Here is a 22,191-nt window from a genome sequence, read left to right as displayed (position 1 = left end):
TAATTTGAGGCAACCCGTTTAGTAAAGAGGAGTGAGTAATGAATATGATCAATCCAACCATTCAGACAGAACCGGTAGCCCCCTCAATCTGGCGTAGCCCGGCCTTTATGATTCTGCTTGGCGCCGGGGCCGTTATGGCCTTGGGAAACAAAATTTACGAGCTTGCGCTCCCCCTGATTCTCTACGACTTCACTAAATCCTCCGTAATTATGTCCGCGATGCGCGGGATTGAGTTTCTGCCGAACCTGCTGCTGGCGATGTTCATCGGTGTAATCGTCGACAGGGTACATAAGAAAAGATGGTCTTTAACCGCCATTCTGCTGCAGATTGTTATTCTTGCTGTGTTGTATCTTGCGATTGAAAACGGGTACCAGGCTGCGCCTATGTTTTATGTGGCCGGCTTTATGCTAATGACGTTCGGCTATGCCTATTCCAATGCCCGGGTAGCTATGGTCAAGCATTCCCTTCCCCAGGCGTTATTAACGCCTGCGAATGCCTCCTATAATTTCGTCACAACCTTTATCAGCATTGCCGGTCCGGTATTGAGCGGATTTCTGCTGATGCTGCCGAAAATGCATGAAGCCCTGCTGCTTACTGCAGTTGCATTCAGTCTGGCGTTCGTAACCTTAAGCTTTATCAGAACCAATGAGCCTGTACGAGCTGCGGCCGGCAGCAGAGAGGGCTTCTGGAAGGAGCTGCGGGCAGGCTGGACCGAGCTGCGCAGCAACCGCCTGCTGCTGTCGATGAGCATTGCCGTGGTATTCCTGAACAGTACATCGGGTATGGTGGATACCACTATTATTTTCTTCGCCAAGGATGAACTAATGCTGAGCAACCTTGAGCTGGGTATTGTATTCTCAGCTGCAGGGCTCGGCGGACTGGCCGGAAGCCTGCTGATTGTTAAATTGCGGACTCTGTTTCCGGTTGGGCGCTTAATCACGCTGTCATGCTTATTTACCGGCCTGACAAGCATCCTGTTCTATATGTCGCATTCCGTATATCTGCTCGCCGGAGGCCTGTTCCTCTACGGCTGCTTCGAGACCATTAGTACAGTCAGCATCTGGACGTTCCGCCAGGAGACAACACCTTACCATCTTATTGGCCGGGTAAGCGGCATTACCGGTTCCATCTTTAAGCTGGGTATGCCGTTTGCGATCGTAGCCTCCGGCTGGATCTCAGAGCTGTCAGGCCCGCGTACCGTGTTCCTGATCACCATTGCAGCTAATCTGCTGATTTTCTGCGGCTGCCTGTTGAGTCCCCTGTGGAGACAGCGCGAATCCAGTTAAAAAGGATGCGTAAAAACGGCGTCCATTCTGCTTCTTAGAATGGACGCCGTCTTATTTTCACAAATTATTCTGCTGTGGGTCGCGGGCCGAAATAAGCTTAATATTCACCTGCGTCTGCCCTCTAATCCGGCGGTCTTGGTCAACCTTTTGAATGCGGCAATAACAATCATTCCGGCGACGATACCCGCGGAGTCATTGACCATATCGTATATTCTCCCGTCCCGCCCGAAATAGAGCTGGAAAATTTCAGTGGATACAGCGAACACTATAGACCAAACAATACTTTTTATGTAGCTTTTATTAATCCGGTAGAGCAGCATTCCGAAGATTGCAAACCCTACAAAGTGGCCAATTTTGCGGGTGATAAAGAGTTTAGTATACCTTATATCCATCTGGAGCAGGTTGTAAAAATCCGGATCCGGGGTCAAGTTAAAATAAGGCATTACCCCTTTACTCCAAAAGCTTGAATCAGCGGCACAGGTGAAAATGAACAGGACAATACCCCAAAGAAACAGCATTACAACTTTCATAGTAATCCTACTTTCTGATGCGTGTTAGAACAGATATAGTAGCTATTATAGCCTTCTGCGGGCAGCAGAAGCAATTTTAAAGGCTTTTTGCATAATCCCAGATAAGCTCTTCGCGTTATCTCAGGCAAGCTGCTCTACATCCATATGAAGTGGCAGGTTTCCGCCGGGGCTTTTGAACATAGAGTTACAGCTTGGCTTAATCAGATCAACGCTGCGGCCGAAACACCACCGCTAATCGTTAATGTTGGGCATGGGTTTTTTGAGCTGAATTGCGATAACCCGTTACTGGAGGCTTTAAACCGTGCTAATGTGCAAAAGCATCTGGTCATTCTCTGGATGACTGAGCTCACCGATTATGACCGGTTCCGGGACGAGTACGCAGCCTATATGTAGCTATGCTGATTTTGACTTAAACCGTTCTTGCCATAGTATTCTGCACCACCCTCCTTTATCATTTCAGATATGAGGCCTTAATTCAAATTGAAAGGTGCGTGTATGATGAATTACGGCAGTACAGCCTGTGCACTGGAATATGCGGGGCGGGGAGCTATTAGTGAATGGGTTCAGCTATTTCTGAGGAATGACGGGAAAAACGTGGTGTTTGCTGACGGATTGCTGCTTGAACCAAGATATTACGCGGGACCCGTCCAGACCGACATTTCGTTGTTCGGAATCGAGGAAGGTGCCCCTTCCTATGTGAAGGGAGCTGATGAGATCGAATATTTTTTCCAGGTGGTTGAAGGGATGAAACGAATTTGGGCAGATTGGGATTTCCCTCCGCTCATTGTCAACTATTGCGGCGGCAGGTTCGAGATCAATGACGGACGACACCGGAATGTAGCTTTACACCAGATGGGCATTAAGCTTGCACCTGATATATTTTGGACCAGCTCTGAGGAAGATCGCGACTATATCTTGGAGTACATAAGGAGATGTTCATAATGGATCATAAACTGCCGTTGTTTATTGTTACCGGAGCAAGCGGAACAGGTAAGACAACCGTGATGCATGAGTTAAGAACATTGATGCCTGAATTCGACGTGCTCAGCACGGACCATGATAATTTCGGGTCCACCGCAGCAAAGCTTGAATATCAGGACAGATATAATTTGCTGCTGCATTTTGCGAATGCGGTAGCCAAATCCGGGAGAGGCACCATTATCTGCGGGACGTTCATGACCTGGGATGCCGAGAAATGTGATACCTATGGCAGCTTCAGTGAGCTCTGCTTCATTAACCTGCATTGTGATGACTGCACCCGCAACGCCCGGCTTCGCAGCCGTGAGGATCATGCCATGTGGACGGATGATATGCTGAGGCAGCATGAGGATTTTGCACGGTGGCTCCTCGACCATGCGGAGACCGATTACAATCCGCCGATGCCGGTTATCGATACCTCCAAGACCCCGCCCAATCAGGTGGCTGAACAAATTAGAGAGTATGTCCTGTCCAGGTGGAATAAGCGGACCCGCAAAACTCCGGATGAGGGCAATATACCGTTTGAATAAAAAAAGAAACAGCGGCAGCCAGGGAGTGAATCTATTCTCCTGGACTGTCGCTGTTTTTATGAGCTAGGGTTCGTTGTTAGGATTGCTGTGCAGCTGTATCAGCCGGATACCACTTCAGTTTAATTGGATCTATAATATTTTGTACTGGATATTTGTATTCGTATAGCAGTTCACCATTATAATTAAATGCCTGTGGAGATAGCCTATCGAGTTGAAAAGCTTCATCCCACGAAAACGTCAGGGGTTCTCCTATTCGAGCTTCTTTCTTTGCTCTATTACCTTCGGGCCCCGCTTCAATATAAGAAACTTCCGGGTCATTTATCAAAACGCTTAAAACTGTTGCCTGTTGTCCTGGATCCCCCTGCGAAACCCCGCCTATTGTTTGTACCGGATCATCTGAATTGTAATGGTAAACAGACAACCTTGAAGACCACATAAGACCGAGTGTCTTTGTACTGATTGCGGATACCGGTTTTTCAGGCGAATCAAAAATATAAACGCTCCCCCAGCTATAATCTACCGTATCTAACAATACTGAGTCTTTTGGTACAAAGGAGTTTGCCCTGGCCGCGCTCAATCCTGTTAACCTGTAACCACCTATATAACTGACGAATAACAATATGATGATTATGAAAATTGAGGTTTGTACTTTGGACTTCATTTTACCGTTACCCCCTTTCTACAATAGTACGTGAGTGGTTTGGTCGTGTTTCCATAAATCACCTATTCGCAGTGAGAGCACTTTGTAAACGGTCAGAACCGTAACGCAGCACCACAACACCGGAGCCGAAAGTTAGTGTCCCTTTCAACTTCAGCTTTAACCGGAACCGGTAACGGTTGTTCCCCAGTAATTGAGAACCATGTCCGGCAACGATCGGCTGTTGTTTAGCTCAAAATGTTTAATAAAAAGTTCATATTGCGCCTTACGTTCGGACTGTAAACCGCAATTACTTTTATAACCTCACGTGGAGACAATCTATCGCCTCTCCTTCTACTCAGTGCTGCACTTGTCCTGTTTCGTAGTTAATGGCACAGCATAATGATGCGCCGGGCTAAAATAACTGCACTTTCTGCAATTAAAGCTGGCTAATTAGCTCCGCTGCAGGTTTTAACTGCACTCTATACATTTATTTTTGCCGAAAACGCCTGAAACCGGCCTTTTTAAGGGAGATAGTTGTACAGAATACAGTTATCTCCTCAAAACGCCTAAATTCCCCTGTTTTAATTGCACAAAGTACACTTAAAACTGATTTGACTGTGAACCGACTGAGCTGCTGCACTTCCTCCAGGACTGGTCCCTTCAGCAAAAAGGAGTTCTGCCATGACACATGCTCCAGCGTCTGCAGGAGAACACGCCCCATGTGCAGCCTCCTCAGGTTTATATTCATGCTTATCAGTTTTCTATTGCGTGTAGAATTCATCAATAATTTCTGCTACTTCAATTCGACCGTTAACCAGCAGCTCAGGAAGCTCGTTGTTTGCATTGCCTTTCCAATATTCTCTGGCCTGTTCAATTTTAAGAGAGAAGGGAGTCCCTTCTTCCTTTGGTAAAAGACCGGCATCACCTTCGAAGCATGTCCCGATTACCCTAAGCTTCACGATCTGCAAAACCCTTCGATGGTACGAATCAAATAATTCCTTCCACTTTAGCGCATCCTGGAAGCTTTTCGCAGCATATAAGCAAGACAAGCGTGAAGGATATCCCGGATACTCTTGAAGTCTTACCATTTCAACGATTACTTCCCTAATCGCTCTGATGGTTTGTCCAACATACTGTATAGCTACATCTGCATCCTCTTTATCCAGCTTTAATCCGTCATTAGTAAGATGACTCTCTAAGATTTGAATAAAGTCTTCACCCTTGGAATTTAGCTGTTCCTTCTCAAAAAAGAAATGATATAGCGTGTTTTTTTGATTTTGGTCAAAGCTGATTACTTGCCCTAAGCTCATCTTCTTCCTGGTTACAAGGTGATAAGCATAGAATTCTCTTTCTTGCATATCCTGCCCCCTCACATCAGCAGCCTAATTTATGACTGAACTACCTTCAAATCGTTTCAGCTCCAATAAGAATTTCCTTCTCCATGACAAAATCATCCATGACGAATCCATTTCCAATATCCGAAACTTGCTCCCGCACGGTCCGGAACCCTTTTTTCTCATAGACCGCAATGCTGGAGCTGTTATGACGATTGACCGTTAGCCAAATATGGCTTAGGCTGTGGTCCTGGCACAGCTGCTCCAGGAATCCCATTGCCTGGCTGGCATAGCCGCGGCCCCTGTATTCCTTTCCAATATAAAACTTGCTTAAGAAGAGCTTCCCCTCCTCTTGTCTGGCCGAAAAATACCCCACTGCCGAGTCACGGTTATGTACCAGGTAATATCCATAGCCCTGCTGATGGATCTGCTCCGTAATCGCTTGAACCGACTGGAATCTCCCGATCATGTAATCAATCTGCTCCATTGTAATAATAGAAACATAATACTCTCGCCATATTTCTGCCGCTAACCGGGCCACCTCGGCGGTTTCTTCCACAGTTTCCACGCGTGTAAACATAAGACTCATAACATATTCCTGCCCTTCCTGGATCTGTCGCTTCGTTCTATTATTTAGAATATCACATCATTAGGTACATCAACAAAGACAGCCGATCATAAGACCGGCTGCCTTTACAATACTCTGGAATTGTTATAGCTTACAGTTTGTTATATTGCTCCTCTGAGACCGGCTCCAGCCATTCAGGTGTACCGGCAGTGATGGCTATGTGCTCAAACCAGCTGTCCTTCGTTGCCCCGTGCCAGTGTTTTACACCATCGCGGGTAACGATAACATCGCCTGATTTTAGCAGCTGTGCCGCTTGCCCTTCCTCCTGATACCAGCCTTCGCCGCCGGTTACAAGCAGCAGCTGATACCCGTTTCTATGAATATGCCAGTTGTTCCGGCAGCCCGGTTCAAAGGTCACGTTCCCTACCCCAACATTTATTTCAGGATCGGCAACCAGCATTTTGAGATAGCTTTGTCCGATAAAATATTTTGCAAATGCCTCATTCTTCTCGCCGACAGGGAAAATCACACCGTTTGCGACCTCTTCATGCTTTGCCATTTTGTACCCTCCGATTAATTCAGTTTATTTTTGTCCCCAAATACCGGGAAGAAGCTGTGCTCACCATAATGCTGGATGGTCTCAACTTTTTTCAGAGTCTCCATGTCTGCATCCCTGATAACAAAATCAAGCTCGGCATTGATTCGCATATGCTCCGGGTTCGCCGTCTTAGGAATGACTGCAAGACCAAGCTGGATATCATACCGCAGGCTGAGCTGGGCTGCAGATACTTCATACTTCTCTGCGATTTGTCTAACCTCTGGATGATCAAGGATAGCCCCGTGTGCAATCGGTGAGTAGGCCTCGACCAGGATGTCATTGTTCTGGCAGAACTCAATCAACTTAAATGGAGTATTGCTCACATGAGCCAGTATTTGATTGACCATCGGTTTGATCTCACAGCTCTCAAGAATATTCTCTATATCATCCTGCAGAAAGTTAGAAAGCCCGATGGCCTTCACCTTGCCTGCCTTATACGTATCTTCCATGGCTCTCCATGCTTCTTTGTTTTCCGTAAAATAACGCTTCTCCCCGCGGAATTCATTCCAGGGCTGCGGACTATGGATAATCAGAAGATCGATGTAATCCAGCCCTATTTTTGCTAAGGATTCATTAATGGATTGCGTAACAGCATCATAGCTTTTGGCTTCTGCCGCAACCTTTGTCGTGATAAAAAGCTCATCCCTGGAGACCCCGCTGGACCTTACTCCTTCGCCTATGCCGGCTTCATTCATATAGGCCTGTGCAGTATCGATATGGCGATAGCCGATGGAGACCGCATCGCGCACGGCCTGAGCGGCCTGCTGATCATCAAGAAGCCAGGTGCCCAAGCCCAGCTTTGGAATTTCTATATCATTTGCTAATTTAAATGCTTCAGTAAACATAGTTATATCCCCTTTATGATATATTTTCCACTCTGTTTAAGGGTTTGCCTCCTTCGGGTGCCCCTTAATAATTAAACGATACTGTTCGTCTATTCGACATATGTATATAATAAAATAATCTCAATTGTATTCAATCGTTAATATCCGCTGATTCGTCGATTACTCGACAGTTCGGGTAAAAGTGTCAATCATTTAAAGGAAGCTGGTGTACCCGCAATGACCAAAGTTGATAGAAGAATCCTGAAATCACAAGAAGCTATAAAAAAAGCAGTCATAGAGCTGATGTCTGAAAAAAGCTTTGATGCCATAACCATCCAGGATATTTCCGATAAGGCGAACGTCCACCGTGCAACGGTTTATCTTCATTATCAGGACAAGTTTGATTTGCTAAACAGGCTCATCCAAGAGCATATTGCTGCTATGCGGGAGATTACTGACTGGGCTTGTGAAATAGATTGGAGAACCGCAACTCAGGCATTTTTCGAATACTTTGAACAGAACTACCTGTTCTTTTCGACGATGCTGGCGAGTAAAGGTGCCCCTTCCTTCCGCACTCAGTTTCTGCAGTTTATTATTGAAGAGTTCAAGGAAGAAATTGATCTTGCCGGGGAGAAGAATCGGGAGCTATCAGAAGCAGCTATCCTGCAATACATGGGAAATGCATATGTAGGTGTGGTTGAGTGGTGGATTACAAACGGAATGCCTATTCCGCCTGCCGAAATGGCTAAGCAAGCGGGGATTTTGCTGGAAAGAACGGTGTAAATGAATGCTGCTCTGAATGGATAGCGGAAATAGAGAGCTATTAATGTAAAACAGCACCTGATTAATGTAGCAAAAAGCAGCCTGTCACACTGGACGGCTGCTTTTGTTATTTTTGAACTATTTTCCGGTTTCAGCGAATTGCTTGATGCGTTCGCCTACCTGATCACGAACCCGCTGGAAGACCGCCCACTTCTCTTCTTCTGTTCCTTGCGTTTTCGCCGGATCATCGAAGCCCCAATGCTCACGTTTCACTTGAGGCGGGGTAACGGGGCATTTATCCGCAGCATCGCCACACAAGGTAATGACCAGATCGGAGCTGTTCAGCAGCTGCGGATCAATAATATCAGACGTTTGACCAGAGATATCTATACCTGCTTCGCTCATTGCCTTAACAGCTTTCGGGTTCAACCCGTGAGCTTCTATACCGGCGCTGTATACGTTCCATTCATCACCTAAGTATTTCTTAGCCCATCCTTCCGCCATCTGGCTCCGGCAGGAGTTTCCTGTGCACAAAAAGTAAATCGTCTTCTTATTCATGAGTCGCATTCTCCTTTGAGTTTAAAATAAGGTCAATGTTATATATAGACCAAGCAGTGTGATGCACAGCGTAGGGAGCGTCAAAATAATACCTGTTTTGAAGTACGTGCCCCAGGATATCTTCACTCCTTTAGCGGAAAGTACATGCAGCCACAGCAAGGTAGCCAGTGAACCAATCGGTGTTATCTTCGGTCCTAAGTCAGAACCTATGACATTCGCGTATATCAAAGCTTCCTTAATCAGTCCCGAGGTCTGTGTGGCATCAATAGCTAGTGCATCAATCATTACGGTAGGCATGTTATTCATAACAGACGAGATGACTGCGGAAATGAAGCCCATCCCCATCGTTGCTGCGAATAGCCCTTGATCCGCAATGGCCTGAATGATGTCAGCTAATGCATTCGTGAGTCCGGCGTTTCTCAGACCGTACACGACAACATACATGCCGATCGAAAAGAAAACAATGGCCCAAGGTGCCCCCTTCACCACTTCCAGTGTGGGTACAGCAGGACTTTTCCTTGCCATGAGCAGGAAAAAGATTGCGATGATACCCGCCACTACAGATACCGGAATGTTCAGGAACTCACTGACAAAGTATCCTGCAAGCAGAACCGCAAGTACAAACCATGACAGCTTGAACATCTGCTTGTCTTTAATAGCCTCTTCAGGTTTTTTCAGCCGGGAGCCATCAAAGCTTCTGGGAATGCTTTTGCGGAAGAATAGATACAACACAAGAATACTTGCCCCTAAGGCAAAAAGGGTGGGGATTAACATCCGTCCGGCATATTCCATAAAAGTAAGTCCGAAAAAATCAGCTGATACGATATTTACCAGATTGCTTACAACCAGCGGCAAAGACGTAGTATCTGCTATAAACCCGCTGGCAATGATGAAAGGAAAAACCTTTTTCTCATCGAATTTCAGCGCTCGAACCATTGCCAGCACGATTGGTGTTAGAATAAGTGCTGCTCCATCGTTAGCAAAAAATGCTGCTACTACAGCGCCAAGAATGATGACATAGATAAACATCCGGGTTCCATTCCCTCTGGCTGCCTTGGCCATATGTAAAGCTGCCCATTCAAAGAAGCCGATTTTATCGAGGATCAGGGAGATCAGGATGATCGCAACAAAGGCTAATGTGGCATTCCATACAATCAGTGTAACATCCAGAACATCATTAAAGCTGACTACGCCGGCAAGTAAAGCAAGTAGTGCTCCGCCGATGGCAGACCAACCAATGGACAGATTTTTAGGCTGCCATATGACAAAAACCAATGTGACTATAAAGATAAGACTTGCCAGAGCTACCAGATAAACTCCCCCATTTTAAGTCAAAATCCAAGCATCAGCACACTCCCCTAAAGAGTTAAGTTAAATCTCAGGCATCATTATATAATTATATGCTTATATATTCAACAACAAAATGTTATTCACAGCAAACAGCATTAGAGGACTTATTCATTTTTAATAAAAGAGTATTTGCCTCTGGAGTCAAATTTAAAATCGCTTTAACATGGGGCTTGTCCTCAATATTTAAAGAATAATACACCCACTGACCCTTTTTCTGCTCCTTTACCAGCCCGCTGCTCTTTAGTTTGCGCAGATGCTGACTAACGGCTGGCTGTGAAATATCAAAGAGATCCACGAATTCACATACACACCATTCCCGCTCTTTTAGCAGTGTAAGAATCGTTAGACGTGTCTTATCTCCAAGGAGCTTTAAATCTTCTGCAAGATCATTTAATGTATCCAAATTTAAAATCTCCTCTCTTCGTATATAAGACTATACTTATATTCTAAAGCCTTGATGACGTATTATCAACCGAGTAAATTAAATATTTGCATTTTGCAATCAATTACAGTATAACTAGTGCAAGAGGTGAACATAATGGAAACTCCACGTGAACTGTTCCAAATCATGACCCGGCGTTTAGGACTACTCAATAAGGACTGCTGCAGTGTGGGGGGGTGTAATCTTTCCGCAGCCCAAAGCCACCTGATATATGAGATAGACCGGAGCCATAATCCTTCCATGCAACAAGTCGCTGAAACACTTGGCACTGATATTACAACCTTCAGCAGACAAATCCAGTCTTTGGTCAAAATGAACCTGGTTAAAAAGACACCTGATCCCACTGACCGGAGAATTTATAACCTCTCACTTACTCCTGAAGGGAAAATGACGGCCACAACTATTGATCAACAAATGAATGAGTACCTGAATGAAGCCTTCACACATATGAGTGAGTTTGAGGTGGAAACATTACTGCGGTCCATAAAGCTTTTTAACGAAGCCATGGGGAAATCCAGCAATTGCTGTGCACCTGTAAAAGGGTGATTTCTCTTCATTTATACTTGCATTTTGCAAATTATTTTAGCTAAGGAGTGCATAATCATGACCAAACTTACTAATGATCAGATCCGTCAAAAAGTACGGGGGCATTACCACAAAGTTGCTGTAAAAAAGACCGAAGCTCCCTTCCTGCTGCACACCAGCTGACAGCGGCTGCTGTGACCCCCCGGCTGATTTCAATGCCATATCTGCTAAGCTGGGTTATTCCAGCAGTGAGCTCGCTGCCGTTCCTGAGGGTGCAAATTTAGGGCTTGGCTGCGGGAATCCTCAGGCTATTGCCGAACTGCAGCCGGGTGAATACGTTCTCGACCTTGGAAGCGGTGGAGGATTCGACTGCTTCCTAGCATCCCGGCAGGTAGGTGATCAAGGCCATGTTATCGGAGTGGATATGACACCTGAGATGATCAGCCGTGCAAGAGATAATGCGGATAAAGGCAGGTTCAACAATACGGAATTCAGACTGGGCGAAATTGAGTATCTCCCCGTCGCTGACAATTCGATAAACGTAATTATCTCTAACTGCGTGATTAACCTCTCATCTGACAAACAGCAAGTATTCCGTGAGACCTATCGTGTCCTTCAGCCCGGCGGCCGTCTGGCTATATCTGATATTGTAACAACAGCAGAGCTGCCCCCTGAAATAAAAAATGATTTGGACGAATTATATTCTGGTTGTATCTCTGGAGCCTCTTCCATTGCTGATGTGGAGCTGATGCTTCGGGAAAGCGGCTTTTATGAAATCAGTATTGAGCCAAAGGACGAATCCAGAACATTCATCAAAGACTGGGTCCCCGGTGCGGACGTTGACCAATACATCGTTTCTGCTGTAATTAAAGCGAGAAAATAATCTTAATAAAACCCGTAACTCCGGCCAGTGAATGCATTGAGCCGGAGTCTTCTATAAATCTGGAGTTTTATGCTATACACCATTTCTGTCAGCAGCAGTACTAAAAACAATCTTTAGTAGAGGCGGAGCAATGAGCGTAGTAAGGATGATCGTTATAATAACAGTCGTAAAATATTCAGGAAGCAGCAATCCCGACTGCATACCCGTTGCAGCAATGATTAATGCAACCTCACCTCTGGATACCATTCCTGAACCTATAGCAATCGAAGAACGGCCGTTGAACCCAGTTAACCTAGCTCCCGCAGCACCACCCAAAAGTTTCGTCAATACAGCCACAATCGTCAGAACAACCAGAAGTCCTATTTGCTTCCCTACTCCATCGAAAGATACGTTTAATCCGATGCTTACAAAGAAAACAGGGACAAAAATGGAGTATGACAAGGCCTCTACTTTATTCTCTATATCATGCTTATAAGTCGTTTGTGAAATCGCCAGCCCCGCTGCAAAAGCTCCGATAATTCCGGCAATCCCCATTTTTTCTCCAAAATAAGCAAAAGCAAAACAAAAAACCAATGCAATACTGATCAACGGTTCAGTAACCTTTAGCCGGGATAATAACTTTAACGTTCTCGGAATCACCAACCAACCAGCAAGGAAGACACCAGCAAAAAACATAAGTTTTTTTCCAAGCAGCAGCCCGATTGATATATCCCCTCCAGTACCTGTCCCATAGAAGCTAGTAAGAACAGCAAGAAGAACAACCACTAGCACATCATCAACTACTGCTGCTCCTAATATAGTGGTGCCTTCCCTTGAATCAAGCCTGTTCATTTCCTTTAACACTTGGACAGTGATGCTCACAGAAGTTGCACTTAGCAGTACTCCCAGGAATAAAGAATGGGATGCAGATAATCCGAACAGTTCACCCGCTCCAAATCCGCCAGCTAACGGTAATATAATACCGCCTACAGCAACAGCAAATGCAGATTTCCAGTTCTTCTTCAGCTGGTCCAGATCCGTTTCAAGCCCGGCCATAAACATTAACAGCAGAACACCGATTTCAGCAAAAATATGGATGAACTCACCATCATGTATCCATCCTAAAATGGCGGGCCCTAAAATAATTCCAATAATCAATTCACCAAGAACAGACGGTTGTCCAAAACGGACTGCGATATGACCGGCTAATTTGGTACCTGACAAAATAAGAACAAGATATAGTACAAACTCCATTAAACAACCTCACTTTATATTAAATGGTGTTTGATTCGAATCAACAAAATAACCTTAACACAGATCACATCGCAATAAAATATCGATTTTAAGAGCTCCCGCAGTCTCTATAACCCACTCAAAACGCCTCATTAATCCCTAGCCACACAAATACCATTCACTTCTCTTAAAACAAAGATCAGGAGGGTATTCCCTCATTGCCTCTTAACGTTATTCTTCATTTACTTTAATTTACCAGCCCGTTACTTTAACAAAAACAGCCAGTCGCAGGACTGGCTGTCTTTGTTATTAATCGCATCATCCATTTTGTATTAATTCTGTATATGGCCGGACAGCCGGAAAAACAGAAAGCGACTCAAAATACAAATACCGTTGCTCATCCTCATAAATATCCGGTGGGAGTGACTGATACTCCTCTGTCAGCAGGTCTGCTTCAGTTAATGTGCCGGATCGCCAGAGCGTAAACCCAAGCTCAGGAACAGTATACAGCGTGTTATCTTCCGTGTTTTTGCGCGCGTACGGCAAGGTCAGATCAAGCCTGGCGGTGAGCTCTGCAGCAGGTGTACGAAACAAATCTTCCGACATATATATGCAATACCCGTGTTCCCATGGATTAGCAATTTCTATAAAGTCAGCAAGTCCATCCCGGCCGTAATCCGCTCTAAAATATACCGGAAAATCTGCCCCGGCCCGCTCCAGCTCACTCTGTGTCATTCCCAGATACAGCGGCCCGATCGACACCCCCGGCTGTAGCATGATCCGGTAAGGGGTAGCTCCCTCTTCGTCCTGTATGTCCTCAGGATCTGCTGAATAATTTACTTTTAACGTGCTGTATTGCTTATTATTTACGGGCTCTTCCGGCTGTACGGAAAGACCGTAGATACCCATAATCCGCTGTCTGTCAGCTTCCGGCACACTTTGCACCGGCTCCTCCGGCTGAGCCAGTCCAATAAATGGACCGGCTTCACGGAAGCTGCCAATGCTGCCGCTGCCTACTGCAGCACATAGTGCCGCCCCGACTGCCGCTTCCTCAAGGGACAGGCTGAATGCAAACGGCAGCCCGAAGGCCAGGCTCACCTTCTCACATAACGTATCGTTAAGCCTGAGCGCATTGCCAGAGCCAATAATGGAGCTGTATGATAAATTGCCCGCCTGGGTTAAAGTCTCATAAAAGGCATACAGCTCATTCACCATTCCCTGAAGGAATCCATGGGCCAGATTAGCCGGAGTGAAATTATCAAGCGTAATCCGGCCGACACTGCCTCGTATTTCGGGATGAACACGGGAGCCAAGAAACTGCGTGTTCACCTTTAAACCTTGTGCAGCAGGGTCACCGCTTTTGAGCAGCAGCTCCATCAGGCTGTACATCTCCCCCGGCTCCTCCCCGGTGTAACTGCGGATCACCTCCCGGTAAAAGCCCTCCAGCAGCGCATACGATCTCCCGCCGCTGAGTGCCGCCCCGACAGCCAGTCTCCCTCCGCCCGGAAACGGCCGGAGCTCTATCCCGGGAATGGTATACTCTCCTTCCGGGAACAGTGCGGACAGCTGGCTGCCGGTGCCGATGTTGACCAGCACCGACCGCTCCGGAAATGGCACGCTCCCCAGGAAGCTGGCCTGATTATCTCCTAGTGAGCTATACACCGGGATCCCGCCCGGAGTATGTCCGGCAAGCGTGCCGGACGGGACGATCCTAGGCAGCATTCCCGGATCTATCCCCGCCCGTTCAATGGCTGCATAATCGAAATCCTCCGTTAAAAAGCTATAGCACCCGATCGCTGCAGCCTGCGTAGCATCCGTAACTGGAGTTGTGCTGTCCGTCAGCCGGAGGGCAACATAATCGGCAATGGTGCAAAAGCTGACAGCTGTGTCAGGAACCAGCCCGTGCTGTAGATTGTAGTAATGAGTAGCAAGCCCGTAGCCGGAGGGAACAGTATAGCCTGTCAGAGCACTAAGCATACCGGCACAGGATAAGCCGTCCGCACCAAGAAGTCCCGCCCTGCCATCCTGCCAGGTATACAGCGGGCTCACATGCCGTCCGCTATTATCTGTATAGACAATGCCGTGCATCTGGCCGGTAAGGCCGATCCCCAGGACATTCTCTTCGGTCTGTATGAGTTCCTCCAGAATACGCCCGGCACATTCGAAGATGACCTCAGCATCCTGCAGCCTTTCCCATTCCTGATGCCGTCCTGGAACCTCCGTATTGCACTCTTCTGTAATACTGCACAGCACCATTTTGTGCTCAAGGGAATACACCAGCCCTGTAATGGACGTAGTTCCGATATCCAGTCCGATAAACTTCATCCGCGTTCCTCTTCTCCTCAAATGTAACTCTAGTATATACAACACATCCGGCACGATTCAATTTTCCCGATTGCTGCTGCATATTTCTGCCGAAATAATCTATACTAAACGATTGATGCGCAGAATAAAAGATATGGAGGCTAATAAGCATGAGACTTCAAGACAAAGTTGCTGTTGTAACCGGAGCAGCCTCAGGAATGGGCAAGGCGATTACTATTCTATATGCAAGTGAAGGCGCAAAGGTCGTAGTATCAGATATTAATGAGGCTGCGGCTCAGGGAACTGCCGGGGAGATTAAGTCCGCAGGCGGCGAAGCCATTGCCGTGAAGACCAATGTTGCTGATGAAGCAGACATCCAAGCCTTAATAGATACCACAGTCAGCACCTATGGTACCGTGGACATTCTGGTGAACAACGCCGGAATTATGGACAATTTCGAGCCCGCAGGTGACATAAAGGATGATCAGTGGGAGCGGATTTTTGCTGTTAATACCACTTCGGTCATGCGTGCCACCCGCAAGGTGCTGCCTGTTTTCCTGGAAAAGAAAGCCGGAGTGATCATCAACATCGCATCAGCAGGCGGGCTATTCGGAGCCCGTGCAGGCGCTTCATATACGGCCACCAAACACGCAGTCGTCGGCTTCACCAAAAACACCGGGTTCATGTATGCCAAGGAAGGCATCCGCTGCAACGCCATCGCGCCAGGAGGAGTTGAAACGAATATCGGCTCGACCATGACGCACATTAACGAATTTGGAATGGGCCGCATCCAAGCAGGTCTGGCGCTTAATCCGCGCAACGGCAAGCCGGAGGAAATCGCAGGGCTGGCCCTGTTCCTGGCATCCGATGAAGCCAGCTTTGTGAATGCTGCAGTCGTTACTGCCGACGGCGGATGGACGGCTTATTGAGCTTTATTAAGTTGCGGCGGTATAAAAGCAAAACTCATTGCAGCAAAAAACAGCAGCTCCTCTTCAATTGAGGGCTGCTGTTTTTATGTTTCTTTTATTGTACCGCTTGCTGACGCGTATCCCGTAATCTGACATTGCTGCCGAACAGTGTGGAATCACTGGTCACCTTGTAAGAAGGATAGTTCTCCTCCGCCTGAATCCGCATAACCTTATCGAATAGCGATTCCTGCTGGCGGTCAACGATAAAGGTGAACGGCTCCTGCTCATAAACAATGTCAGTGGCGTTCGGCCCGTCTACGATCTGGACGACGAGAACACCATTACAGCCGCAATCCTCGGTGTCATAAAATAGCTTAAAGGCGCCGGGCTGTCCGGCAAGACTTGCCTGCAGCCGCTCAGTAGTAAGTGCATCCAGTTGAACCTGCATAGGTGATTACCTCCTTGGTGCTGTGGAAAATGTATATAGAGTATATCACAAAGCACATATACATTCTTTTAAAACAAGTATAGTCCTGCTGCAGCTCCATAACGTGTGACCACACTCACTTCTGTGAGCTCAGCCAGTCCGGTAACGGGCTGCATGCTGCTGCAGACTGAATACCTGTTCCCTTATATTAACCACTTCACCGATGATAATCATCGCCGGATTGCTGATCTTCATCACAGCTGCAAGCTTAGTAATGTTAGCCAGTGTTCCTGTAACGGTCCGTTCGTCGGCCGTTGTACCTTTTTCAATCAGGGCTACCGGAGTCTGCGCATCCTTGCCGTGTCTGATTAGCTGCTCCGTGATTTCAGCCAGCTGGCTCATCCCCATGTAGACGGCCAAGGTATCGGCACTGTGAGCCAGAAGATCCCAGCGGACAGGCTGGGCAGCATCATTGCAGCGGCTTCCGGTGACAACAGCGAACGAAGTAGCTACCCCGCGGTGAGTCAGCGGAATGCCGGCGGAGGCAGCTGCGCCGACCGCTGAGGTGATCCCGGGAATGACCTCAAAGGGAATCCCGGCGTCTGCGGCAGCAAGAAGCTCTTCTCCTCCTCTGCCAAAGACGAAGGGATCTCCGCCCTTCAGGCGGACCACCCGGTTTCCTGCGGCTGCATGCATAATCATCAGCCGCTCGATAGACTCCTGCGGCATGGAATGCTGGCCGGGCGCTTTGCCGCAATAAATGCGCAGCGCTTTTTCCGGTGCATATTCCAGCAGCTCCTCATTCACCAGCCGGTCATACAGAACAACGTCCGCCGCCTGGATACGGCGCATAGCCTTTACAGTGATCAGCTCCGGATCACCAGGACCAGCACCGACAATAGAGATGTGTCCTTGTTTCATAGGCTTTTATCCAGTGTTGCTGTCTTGGCAATCGCGCCTTCACCATGACCGGACGGCACGGTAGCTGCCGGCACGGAGCGGCTGGCACGGAAGCCGTTTTGGGCGAGATAGATCAGCAGGCCGGTGAACAGCACCCCGCCAACCAGATTGCCGAGCAGTACAGGTATACCGTTCCAGATCCACCAGTCGGCGAAGCTGACGTTCGCGCCAAGCATCATTCCGGCCGGAATGACGAACATATTGACCACCGTATGCTCGAAGCCCTGGGCAAAGAAGGTCAGGATCGGCAGCCACATCGCGGTTATTTTGCCGGCAGTGGATTTGGAGGTCATCGCCAGCACTGCACCGAGGGTTACCATCCAGTTACAGAGGATCGCCTTGATGAAGGCCAGGCCCATGCCGTCTGCGCCCATGCTTTTATAAGCCGTCGTCTTAGCTTCACTTGTTGAGATAAGCGTCTGGATCATCGGATTCGACATATCCGTACCCATCTTGGTAATAGTAAGTCCATACAGCGCAGCATAAACTGCGCAGCCGATCAGATGCCCGATGATAACCCAGAAGAAATTGTTAAGCATCCGTGCCGAATTCGTTTTTTTCTCCAGAACCGCCAGAGGGATCAGGGCGAAGCTGCCGGTAACCAGCTCGAAGCCGAGCAGAATAATCATCACAAAGCCTACAGGAAATAAAAGCGCGCCGATCATAGGAAGCTGCGTCTGCGCCGCTGCAGTATAGGCAAGAGTGGTCGCACAGGCAAGGATTGCCCCGCCGAGGCCGCCGCGTACAATCAGCTGCATAATGGACAGCTCTGCTTTTGTTTTTCCGGCTTCAATCATGGAAGACAGCACTTCATTCGGTTTCACATAATCCATAACGGTTCCCCCTGTATAATATCATTCTTTTTCAGATCGTCAGATAAATCTGTCCGCTGTCCGGGTCCACTTCCACTTCATAGGTCCTTACATGTCCAGTATCGGGAGCCATAACAGCTCCGCTATGCAGATCGATCCGGGAATCATGGAGCGGACAATGGACCTTTGAGCCGCACACCATGCCTTCCGATAAGAGACCGCCTTTATGAGGGCATTTATTTTCAACAGCAAGAACTTCCCCGCTTGTTAGACGAAAGAGTGCGATTTCAGTGCCCGCCATATGCAGCTTGCGTGAGCCTTTAATATCGATATCCTTTACATTGCCTACCAGCACTTTGGTCATTGTCATGGATAGGACCTCCTTATACCGTTTCAGGTTCTGTGATCGGGGTGAAGTTTTTGCGCAGCTCCGGCTCATTGACGATCTGCTTCCACGGGTCGGTGGTCAGGGCCAGCGTTGCTTCAATCCGTTCCTTGAGCGCAAGCCGCTCCTCACGGTTTTCCAGCGCCTGCTTGATGCTCTCCAGACCGACACGCTCGACCCATGTTGATGTCCGCTCGTTCCAGACCGCATTCTCGCGGTAATATTGCAGGAAAGCACTTGCCCATTCCAGCACCTCGTCATCGGTTTTCACTACACAGAGCAGATCCGTTGCCCGGACATGCACCCCGCCGTTGCCGCCGACATGCAGCTCCCAGCCTCCGTCAATCGCCACGACGCCAAAATCCTTGATCGTCGCTTCCGCACAGTTCCGCGGGCAGCCGGATACAGCCAGCTTTACCTTGGATGGTGCGTTCAGCCGCTCAAAAGCTTTTTCCAGCCGGATTCCCATCCCGATCGCATCCTGGGTACCAAAGCGGCAGAAGGTCGAGCCGACACAGGTCTTAACTGTACGCAGCGTCTTGCCGTAAGCATGGCCCGAAGGCATATCCAGCTCCTCCCACATCTTCGGCAGATCCTCTTTTTTGACACCCAGCAGGTCCAGTCTCTGGCCTCCGGTAAACTTCACCATCGGAACATCAAATTTAACGGCAACCTCAGCAATCTTGATCAGATCGGCCGGGGTCGTAATCCCTCCATAGATGCGCGGCACAACGGAATAGGTTCCATCCTTCTGGATGTTGGCGTGATAGCGTTCGTTCGTGAACCGGGACTCTTTTTCATCGATATATTCCTCCGGCCACAGCATCCCCAGATAGTAGTTCAGGGAAGGACGGCATTTGGTGCAGCCCTCCTCGTTGTTCCAGTCCAGCACATGCATAACTTCCTTGACGGTCATCAGCTTCATCCGTTTGATCTCGGCCACAATCTCGTCGCGCCCCAGAGTTGTACAGCCGCAGATGCCTTCCTTTACCTTGACGGCCTTATCTCCGGCGTACAGCTGGAGCAGACCTTCGACCATCGGCTTACAGCCGCCGCAGGAGGCAGAAGCCTTCGTACAGGCTTTAATATCACCGACACTGGTGCAGCCGCCGGACTGGATCGCCTCGGCAATCGCTCCTTTGGAGACCCCGTTACAGCCGCAGATAATCTCATCATCGGCCATTGCTTCAAGGCGGTTATTCCCTTTGGTCGAACCCAGTGCATCAGCGGAGATGCCGAGCAGCAGCTCTTTTTCCTTGCCTTTGATATTCTCACCATTCTTGATGATTGAGAACAGCGGCGCACCGTCGCTTGTATCCCCGAACAAAACCGCGCCCACCAGCTTATCTTCCTTAATAACCAGCTTCTTATAGACGCCTTCAATCTCATCCTGATAGCGCAGTGACCGGGTACCAGGCTGTTCAATAAACTGGCCTGCCGAGAACACGTCAACCCCGGATACCTTCAGCTTGGTTGACGTAACGGAACCGGCGTAGCCTTCGGTCTGTGCTCCGGCCAGTCTTTTGGCAAGAACGGCTCCCTGCTCATACAGCGGGGCGACCAGCCCGTAGGCGATTCCGCGGTGCTCTGCACATTCCCCGACTGCATAAATGCCGGGAATATTGGTCTCCATGTAATCATTTACGATGATTCCGCGGTTCACCCCGATGCCGCTTCCCCGGGCCAGCTCCACATTCGGCTTGATGCCGACAGCCATGACGATTAAGTCCGTCTCAGCTGTCTCGCCGTCTGCGAACAGCAGGCCTTTGGCTCTTTTTTTGCCGAGAATGGCCTCAGACTGCTTCTTCAGCAGGAACTTCATGCCTTGCGCTTCGAGCTCCTTCTGCAGCATGACCGAAGCGGCTTCGTCCAATTGGCGTTCCATTATATATTCGTTGATGTGAACAACCGATACTTCCATTCCCAGATGCAGCAGCCCCCGCGCCGCCTCCAGACCCAGCAGTCCGCCGCCGATGACCAACGCTTTGCGATGGGTTTTGGCTGTCTCCTGCATAATCTGCGTGTCCTTGATATCGCGGAAGGCAATGACGCCCTCTTTATCCGCTCCGGGCAGCGGCAGCATAAACGGGTTGGACCCGGTTGCCAGGATTAGCTCGTCGTAGCCGGCTTCCACTCCCTTGTCGGTTTTCACTTTGCGGTTCACCGTATCAATAGAAGTTACCGTATGTCCGGTATAGAGCCGGATGCCGTTACTGCGGTACCATTCAAGGTCGTTGATAATGATATCGTTCAGATCCGCCCCGCCCGCCAGGACAGAGGACAACATGATCCGGTTGTAGTTGGGATGTGGCTCAGCACCGAAAATCGTAATTTCGTAAGCCTCCGGTGCAAGCTTGAGCAAATGCTCGATCGCCCTGACCCCCGCCATTCCGTTTCCGACTAACACCAGTTTTTTGCGTACAGCTGACATATGTCTCTCTCCTCTCTATGTGAACAACAGAAATCAACAGAAATAGCCCGCTTCACTCCGCCCGGAAACATAATATTCCCGTTGCGATAAAAGTGAAAGCAGGCGCCGTTGCCGCTTCAACCGGATACACCGTTGTATCCGTAGATTTGATGAATTTGTTAAACCGACTATACTACAGATCATTCCAAAACGTCAACAATTATGACATATAAATTTTGAATAATTTAATTCATCGACAAAACAGCCATTTCCGTGTTATATATTATTACATATAGTTTAAAGGACAGTATGCAAATTCAGGAAGAATCAGATCATGAAGATCCTATAAAGGAGCGTCTGGCTATGCATTCCCTGCTCTTGATTCAGAACGGCAGAACAGAGAACGACACAGAGGCGCGCTCCGAACACAGTCCAGGGCGTATTCTTGAAGCTTGCGGGTACGTGACCTGGACAGCAGCCAGTGAGGAGCAGGCTTCTATTATGATACAGGATGCCGATGCCACCCTCTTATGTATGCCGATAACCGAAATTGATGGCTGGAGAAAAAAGCTGCTCCGGCACAAAACCGCCCCGCTCCTCTGGTGGTGCACTCAAGCTACCGCTAATCTGTCTGTCTCCGCCTGCGGCGACAATATCATTGTAGACGGTATCCTCTCCCCTTACATGCACGAGCAGGAAATCCACTGGATTCTTCATTTCAGCTCCAGGCAATGCTTCGAGCGCCAGCAATGGCACAAGGAGAAGGAGCAGCTGCTCGCACGGATCGAGGAACGTAAATGGATCGACATGGCCAAGGGCATTCTGTCCAAAGCCAAAAACATCAGTGAATCCGAAGCTTACGACCTTCTGCGCAAGCAGGCTATGAATGAACGCAAACGGATGGTGGATGTAGCCACCTCGATCGTCAAGGTCTACCAGCTGCTCCAGGATCAAACTTAAGGAGA

Annotated in this window: 24 protein-coding genes and 1 pseudogene; 9 read left to right on the top strand and 16 right to left on the bottom strand. The window is 48.3% G+C overall.

Translation table 11 applies throughout. The annotated features are described in order from the left end of the window. Positions 1 to 38 precede the first annotated feature (38 nt). On the top strand, positions 39 to 1,286 hold the full coding sequence (locus tag R70723_RS15010; RefSeq protein ID WP_039873089.1) for an MFS transporter: 1,248 nt from the start codon (positions 39 to 41) through the stop codon (positions 1,284 to 1,286). Positions 1,287 to 1,390: 104 nt separating this feature from the next. On the opposite strand, the gene R70723_RS15005 is transcribed toward R70723_RS15010, so the two are convergent. Next, on the bottom strand, positions 1,391 to 1,804 hold the full coding sequence (locus R70723_RS15005; protein ID WP_231574920.1) for a VanZ family protein: 414 nt from the start codon (positions 1,802 to 1,804) through the stop codon (positions 1,391 to 1,393). Positions 1,805 to 1,960: 156 nt separating this feature from the next. Here R70723_RS15005 and R70723_RS15000 point away from each other — a divergent pair, with 156 nt between their 5' ends. The 3 genes from R70723_RS15000 to R70723_RS14990 all read left to right on the top strand — a co-directional run bounded on the left by R70723_RS15000 (position 1,961) and on the right by R70723_RS14990 (position 3,324). Then, positions 1,961 to 2,209 carry a P-loop NTPase family protein gene (locus R70723_RS15000; RefSeq protein WP_039873088.1) on the top strand — a complete coding sequence of 83 codons (249 nt, stop codon included), beginning with the start codon at positions 1,961 to 1,963 and terminating at the stop codon, positions 2,207 to 2,209. Positions 2,210 to 2,311: 102 nt separating this feature from the next. Beyond that, positions 2,312 to 2,758, top strand: a complete 447-nt coding sequence (locus R70723_RS14995) for a hypothetical protein (protein ID WP_156123816.1) — start codon at positions 2,312 to 2,314, stop codon at positions 2,756 to 2,758. After that, on the top strand, positions 2,758 to 3,324 hold the full coding sequence (locus R70723_RS14990; RefSeq protein WP_047171131.1) for a P-loop nucleotide/nucleoside kinase family protein: 567 nt from the start codon (positions 2,758 to 2,760) through the stop codon (positions 3,322 to 3,324). The genes R70723_RS14995 and R70723_RS14990 overlap by 1 nt, the downstream gene beginning before the upstream one ends. A gap of 76 nt (positions 3,325 to 3,400) precedes the next feature. Here the strand turns inward: R70723_RS14990 and R70723_RS14985 are convergent, their stop codons facing one another. The 5 genes from R70723_RS14985 to R70723_RS14960 all read right to left on the bottom strand — a co-directional run bounded on the left by R70723_RS14985 (position 3,401) and on the right by R70723_RS14960 (position 7,309). Further along, on the bottom strand, positions 3,401 to 3,985 hold the full coding sequence (locus tag R70723_RS14985; RefSeq protein WP_039873085.1) for a hypothetical protein: 585 nt from the start codon (positions 3,983 to 3,985) through the stop codon (positions 3,401 to 3,403). A 740-nt stretch (positions 3,986 to 4,725) separates the two neighbouring features. Continuing rightward, positions 4,726 to 5,322, bottom strand: a complete 597-nt coding sequence (locus R70723_RS14975; RefSeq protein WP_039873079.1) for a DUF2441 domain-containing protein — start codon at positions 5,320 to 5,322, stop codon at positions 4,726 to 4,728. A 46-nt stretch (positions 5,323 to 5,368) separates the two neighbouring features. Beyond that, on the bottom strand, positions 5,369 to 5,887 hold the full coding sequence (locus R70723_RS14970) for a GNAT family N-acetyltransferase (RefSeq protein WP_039873076.1): 519 nt from the start codon (positions 5,885 to 5,887) through the stop codon (positions 5,369 to 5,371). A 130-nt stretch (positions 5,888 to 6,017) separates the two neighbouring features. Next, positions 6,018 to 6,425 carry a cupin domain-containing protein gene (locus R70723_RS14965; protein WP_039873074.1) on the bottom strand — a complete coding sequence of 136 codons (408 nt, stop codon included), beginning with the start codon at positions 6,423 to 6,425 and terminating at the stop codon, positions 6,018 to 6,020. Positions 6,426 to 6,439: 14 nt separating this feature from the next. After that, positions 6,440 to 7,309 carry an aldo/keto reductase gene (locus tag R70723_RS14960; RefSeq protein ID WP_039873071.1) on the bottom strand — a complete coding sequence of 290 codons (870 nt, stop codon included), beginning with the start codon at positions 7,307 to 7,309 and terminating at the stop codon, positions 6,440 to 6,442. 216 nt (positions 7,310 to 7,525) lie between these two features. Here R70723_RS14960 and R70723_RS14955 point away from each other — a divergent pair, with 216 nt between their 5' ends. Next, positions 7,526 to 8,071 carry a TetR/AcrR family transcriptional regulator gene (locus R70723_RS14955; RefSeq protein WP_039873069.1) on the top strand — a complete coding sequence of 182 codons (546 nt, stop codon included), beginning with the start codon at positions 7,526 to 7,528 and terminating at the stop codon, positions 8,069 to 8,071. Positions 8,072 to 8,188: 117 nt separating this feature from the next. Here R70723_RS14955 and arsC read toward each other — a convergent pair whose 3' ends face one another. From arsC to R70723_RS14940, 3 genes are all read right to left on the bottom strand, one after another. Next, a complete protein-coding gene (gene arsC, locus R70723_RS14950; protein WP_039873068.1) occupies positions 8,189 to 8,608 on the bottom strand; it encodes an arsenate reductase (thioredoxin) in 420 nt (139 codons plus the stop codon). Between the two features lie 21 nt (positions 8,609 to 8,629). Further along, positions 8,630 to 9,919: an arsenical efflux pump membrane protein ArsB gene (locus R70723_RS14945; RefSeq protein ID WP_039873066.1), complete on the bottom strand. Its 1,290-nt coding sequence runs from the start codon at positions 9,917 to 9,919 to the stop codon at positions 8,630 to 8,632. 115 nt (positions 9,920 to 10,034) lie between these two features. Continuing rightward, positions 10,035 to 10,361, bottom strand: a complete 327-nt coding sequence (locus tag R70723_RS14940) for an ArsR/SmtB family transcription factor (RefSeq protein WP_039873064.1) — start codon at positions 10,359 to 10,361, stop codon at positions 10,035 to 10,037. Positions 10,362 to 10,496: 135 nt separating this feature from the next. On the opposite strand from R70723_RS14940, the gene R70723_RS14935 reads away from it, so the two are divergent. Continuing rightward, positions 10,497 to 10,946 (top strand): MarR family winged helix-turn-helix transcriptional regulator, encoded by a 450-nt coding sequence (locus R70723_RS14935; RefSeq protein ID WP_039873063.1) that lies wholly within the window; start codon positions 10,497 to 10,499, stop codon positions 10,944 to 10,946. A gap of 57 nt (positions 10,947 to 11,003) precedes the next feature. Continuing rightward, positions 11,004 to 11,808: pseudogene (locus tag R70723_RS31590) on the top strand (arsenite methyltransferase). Positions 11,809 to 11,880: 72 nt separating this feature from the next. Here R70723_RS31590 and R70723_RS14925 read toward each other — a convergent pair. Together R70723_RS14925 and R70723_RS14920 are read right to left on the bottom strand one after the other, a co-directional pair. Continuing rightward, positions 11,881 to 13,041, bottom strand: a complete 1,161-nt coding sequence (locus tag R70723_RS14925) for a cation:proton antiporter (RefSeq protein ID WP_039873062.1) — start codon at positions 13,039 to 13,041, stop codon at positions 11,881 to 11,883. A 297-nt stretch (positions 13,042 to 13,338) separates the two neighbouring features. Continuing rightward, the gene (locus R70723_RS14920; protein WP_052421323.1) at positions 13,339 to 15,345 is read right to left on the bottom strand and encodes a sedoheptulokinase; all 2,007 of its coding nucleotides are present in this window, start codon (positions 15,343 to 15,345) and stop codon (positions 13,339 to 13,341) included. 149 nt (positions 15,346 to 15,494) lie between these two features. Between R70723_RS14920 and R70723_RS14915 the strand changes: the two genes are divergently transcribed. Beyond that, positions 15,495 to 16,253 (top strand): SDR family oxidoreductase, encoded by a 759-nt coding sequence (locus R70723_RS14915; RefSeq protein ID WP_039873060.1) that lies wholly within the window; start codon positions 15,495 to 15,497, stop codon positions 16,251 to 16,253. Positions 16,254 to 16,347: 94 nt separating this feature from the next. On the opposite strand, the gene R70723_RS14910 is transcribed toward R70723_RS14915, so the two are convergent. The 5 genes from R70723_RS14910 to nirB all read right to left on the bottom strand — a co-directional run bounded on the left by R70723_RS14910 (position 16,348) and on the right by nirB (position 21,247). Next, entirely contained in the window at positions 16,348 to 16,680 is a 333-nt protein-coding gene (locus R70723_RS14910; RefSeq protein WP_039873059.1) for an iron-sulfur cluster biosynthesis family protein, read from the bottom strand. A gap of 129 nt (positions 16,681 to 16,809) precedes the next feature. Next, positions 16,810 to 17,580 (bottom strand): uroporphyrinogen-III C-methyltransferase, encoded by a 771-nt coding sequence (gene cobA / locus R70723_RS14905; protein WP_039873057.1) that lies wholly within the window; start codon positions 17,578 to 17,580, stop codon positions 16,810 to 16,812. Next, positions 17,577 to 18,452 carry a formate/nitrite transporter family protein gene (locus R70723_RS14900; protein WP_039873056.1) on the bottom strand — a complete coding sequence of 292 codons (876 nt, stop codon included), beginning with the start codon at positions 18,450 to 18,452 and terminating at the stop codon, positions 17,577 to 17,579. The genes cobA and R70723_RS14900 overlap by 4 nt, the downstream gene beginning before the upstream one ends. 31 nt (positions 18,453 to 18,483) lie before the next feature. After that, positions 18,484 to 18,795 carry a nitrite reductase small subunit NirD gene (gene nirD / locus R70723_RS14895; protein ID WP_039878791.1) on the bottom strand — a complete coding sequence of 104 codons (312 nt, stop codon included), beginning with the start codon at positions 18,793 to 18,795 and terminating at the stop codon, positions 18,484 to 18,486. A 19-nt stretch (positions 18,796 to 18,814) separates the two neighbouring features. Further along, entirely contained in the window at positions 18,815 to 21,247 is a 2,433-nt protein-coding gene (nirB, locus tag R70723_RS14890; RefSeq protein ID WP_039873055.1) for a nitrite reductase large subunit NirB, read from the bottom strand. A gap of 342 nt (positions 21,248 to 21,589) precedes the next feature. Here nirB and R70723_RS14885 point away from each other — a divergent pair, with 342 nt between their 5' ends. Beyond that, a complete protein-coding gene (locus R70723_RS14885; RefSeq protein WP_039873053.1) occupies positions 21,590 to 22,186 on the top strand; it encodes an ANTAR domain-containing response regulator in 597 nt (198 codons plus the stop codon). Positions 22,187 to 22,191: the final 5 nt, after the last annotated feature.

Source organism: Paenibacillus sp. FSL R7-0273 (assembly GCF_000758625.1).
In the GTDB taxonomy this organism is placed as follows: Bacteria; Bacillota; Bacilli; order Paenibacillales; family Paenibacillaceae; genus Paenibacillus_AQ.
This window is presented reverse-complemented; position numbering and strand designations above follow the sequence as displayed.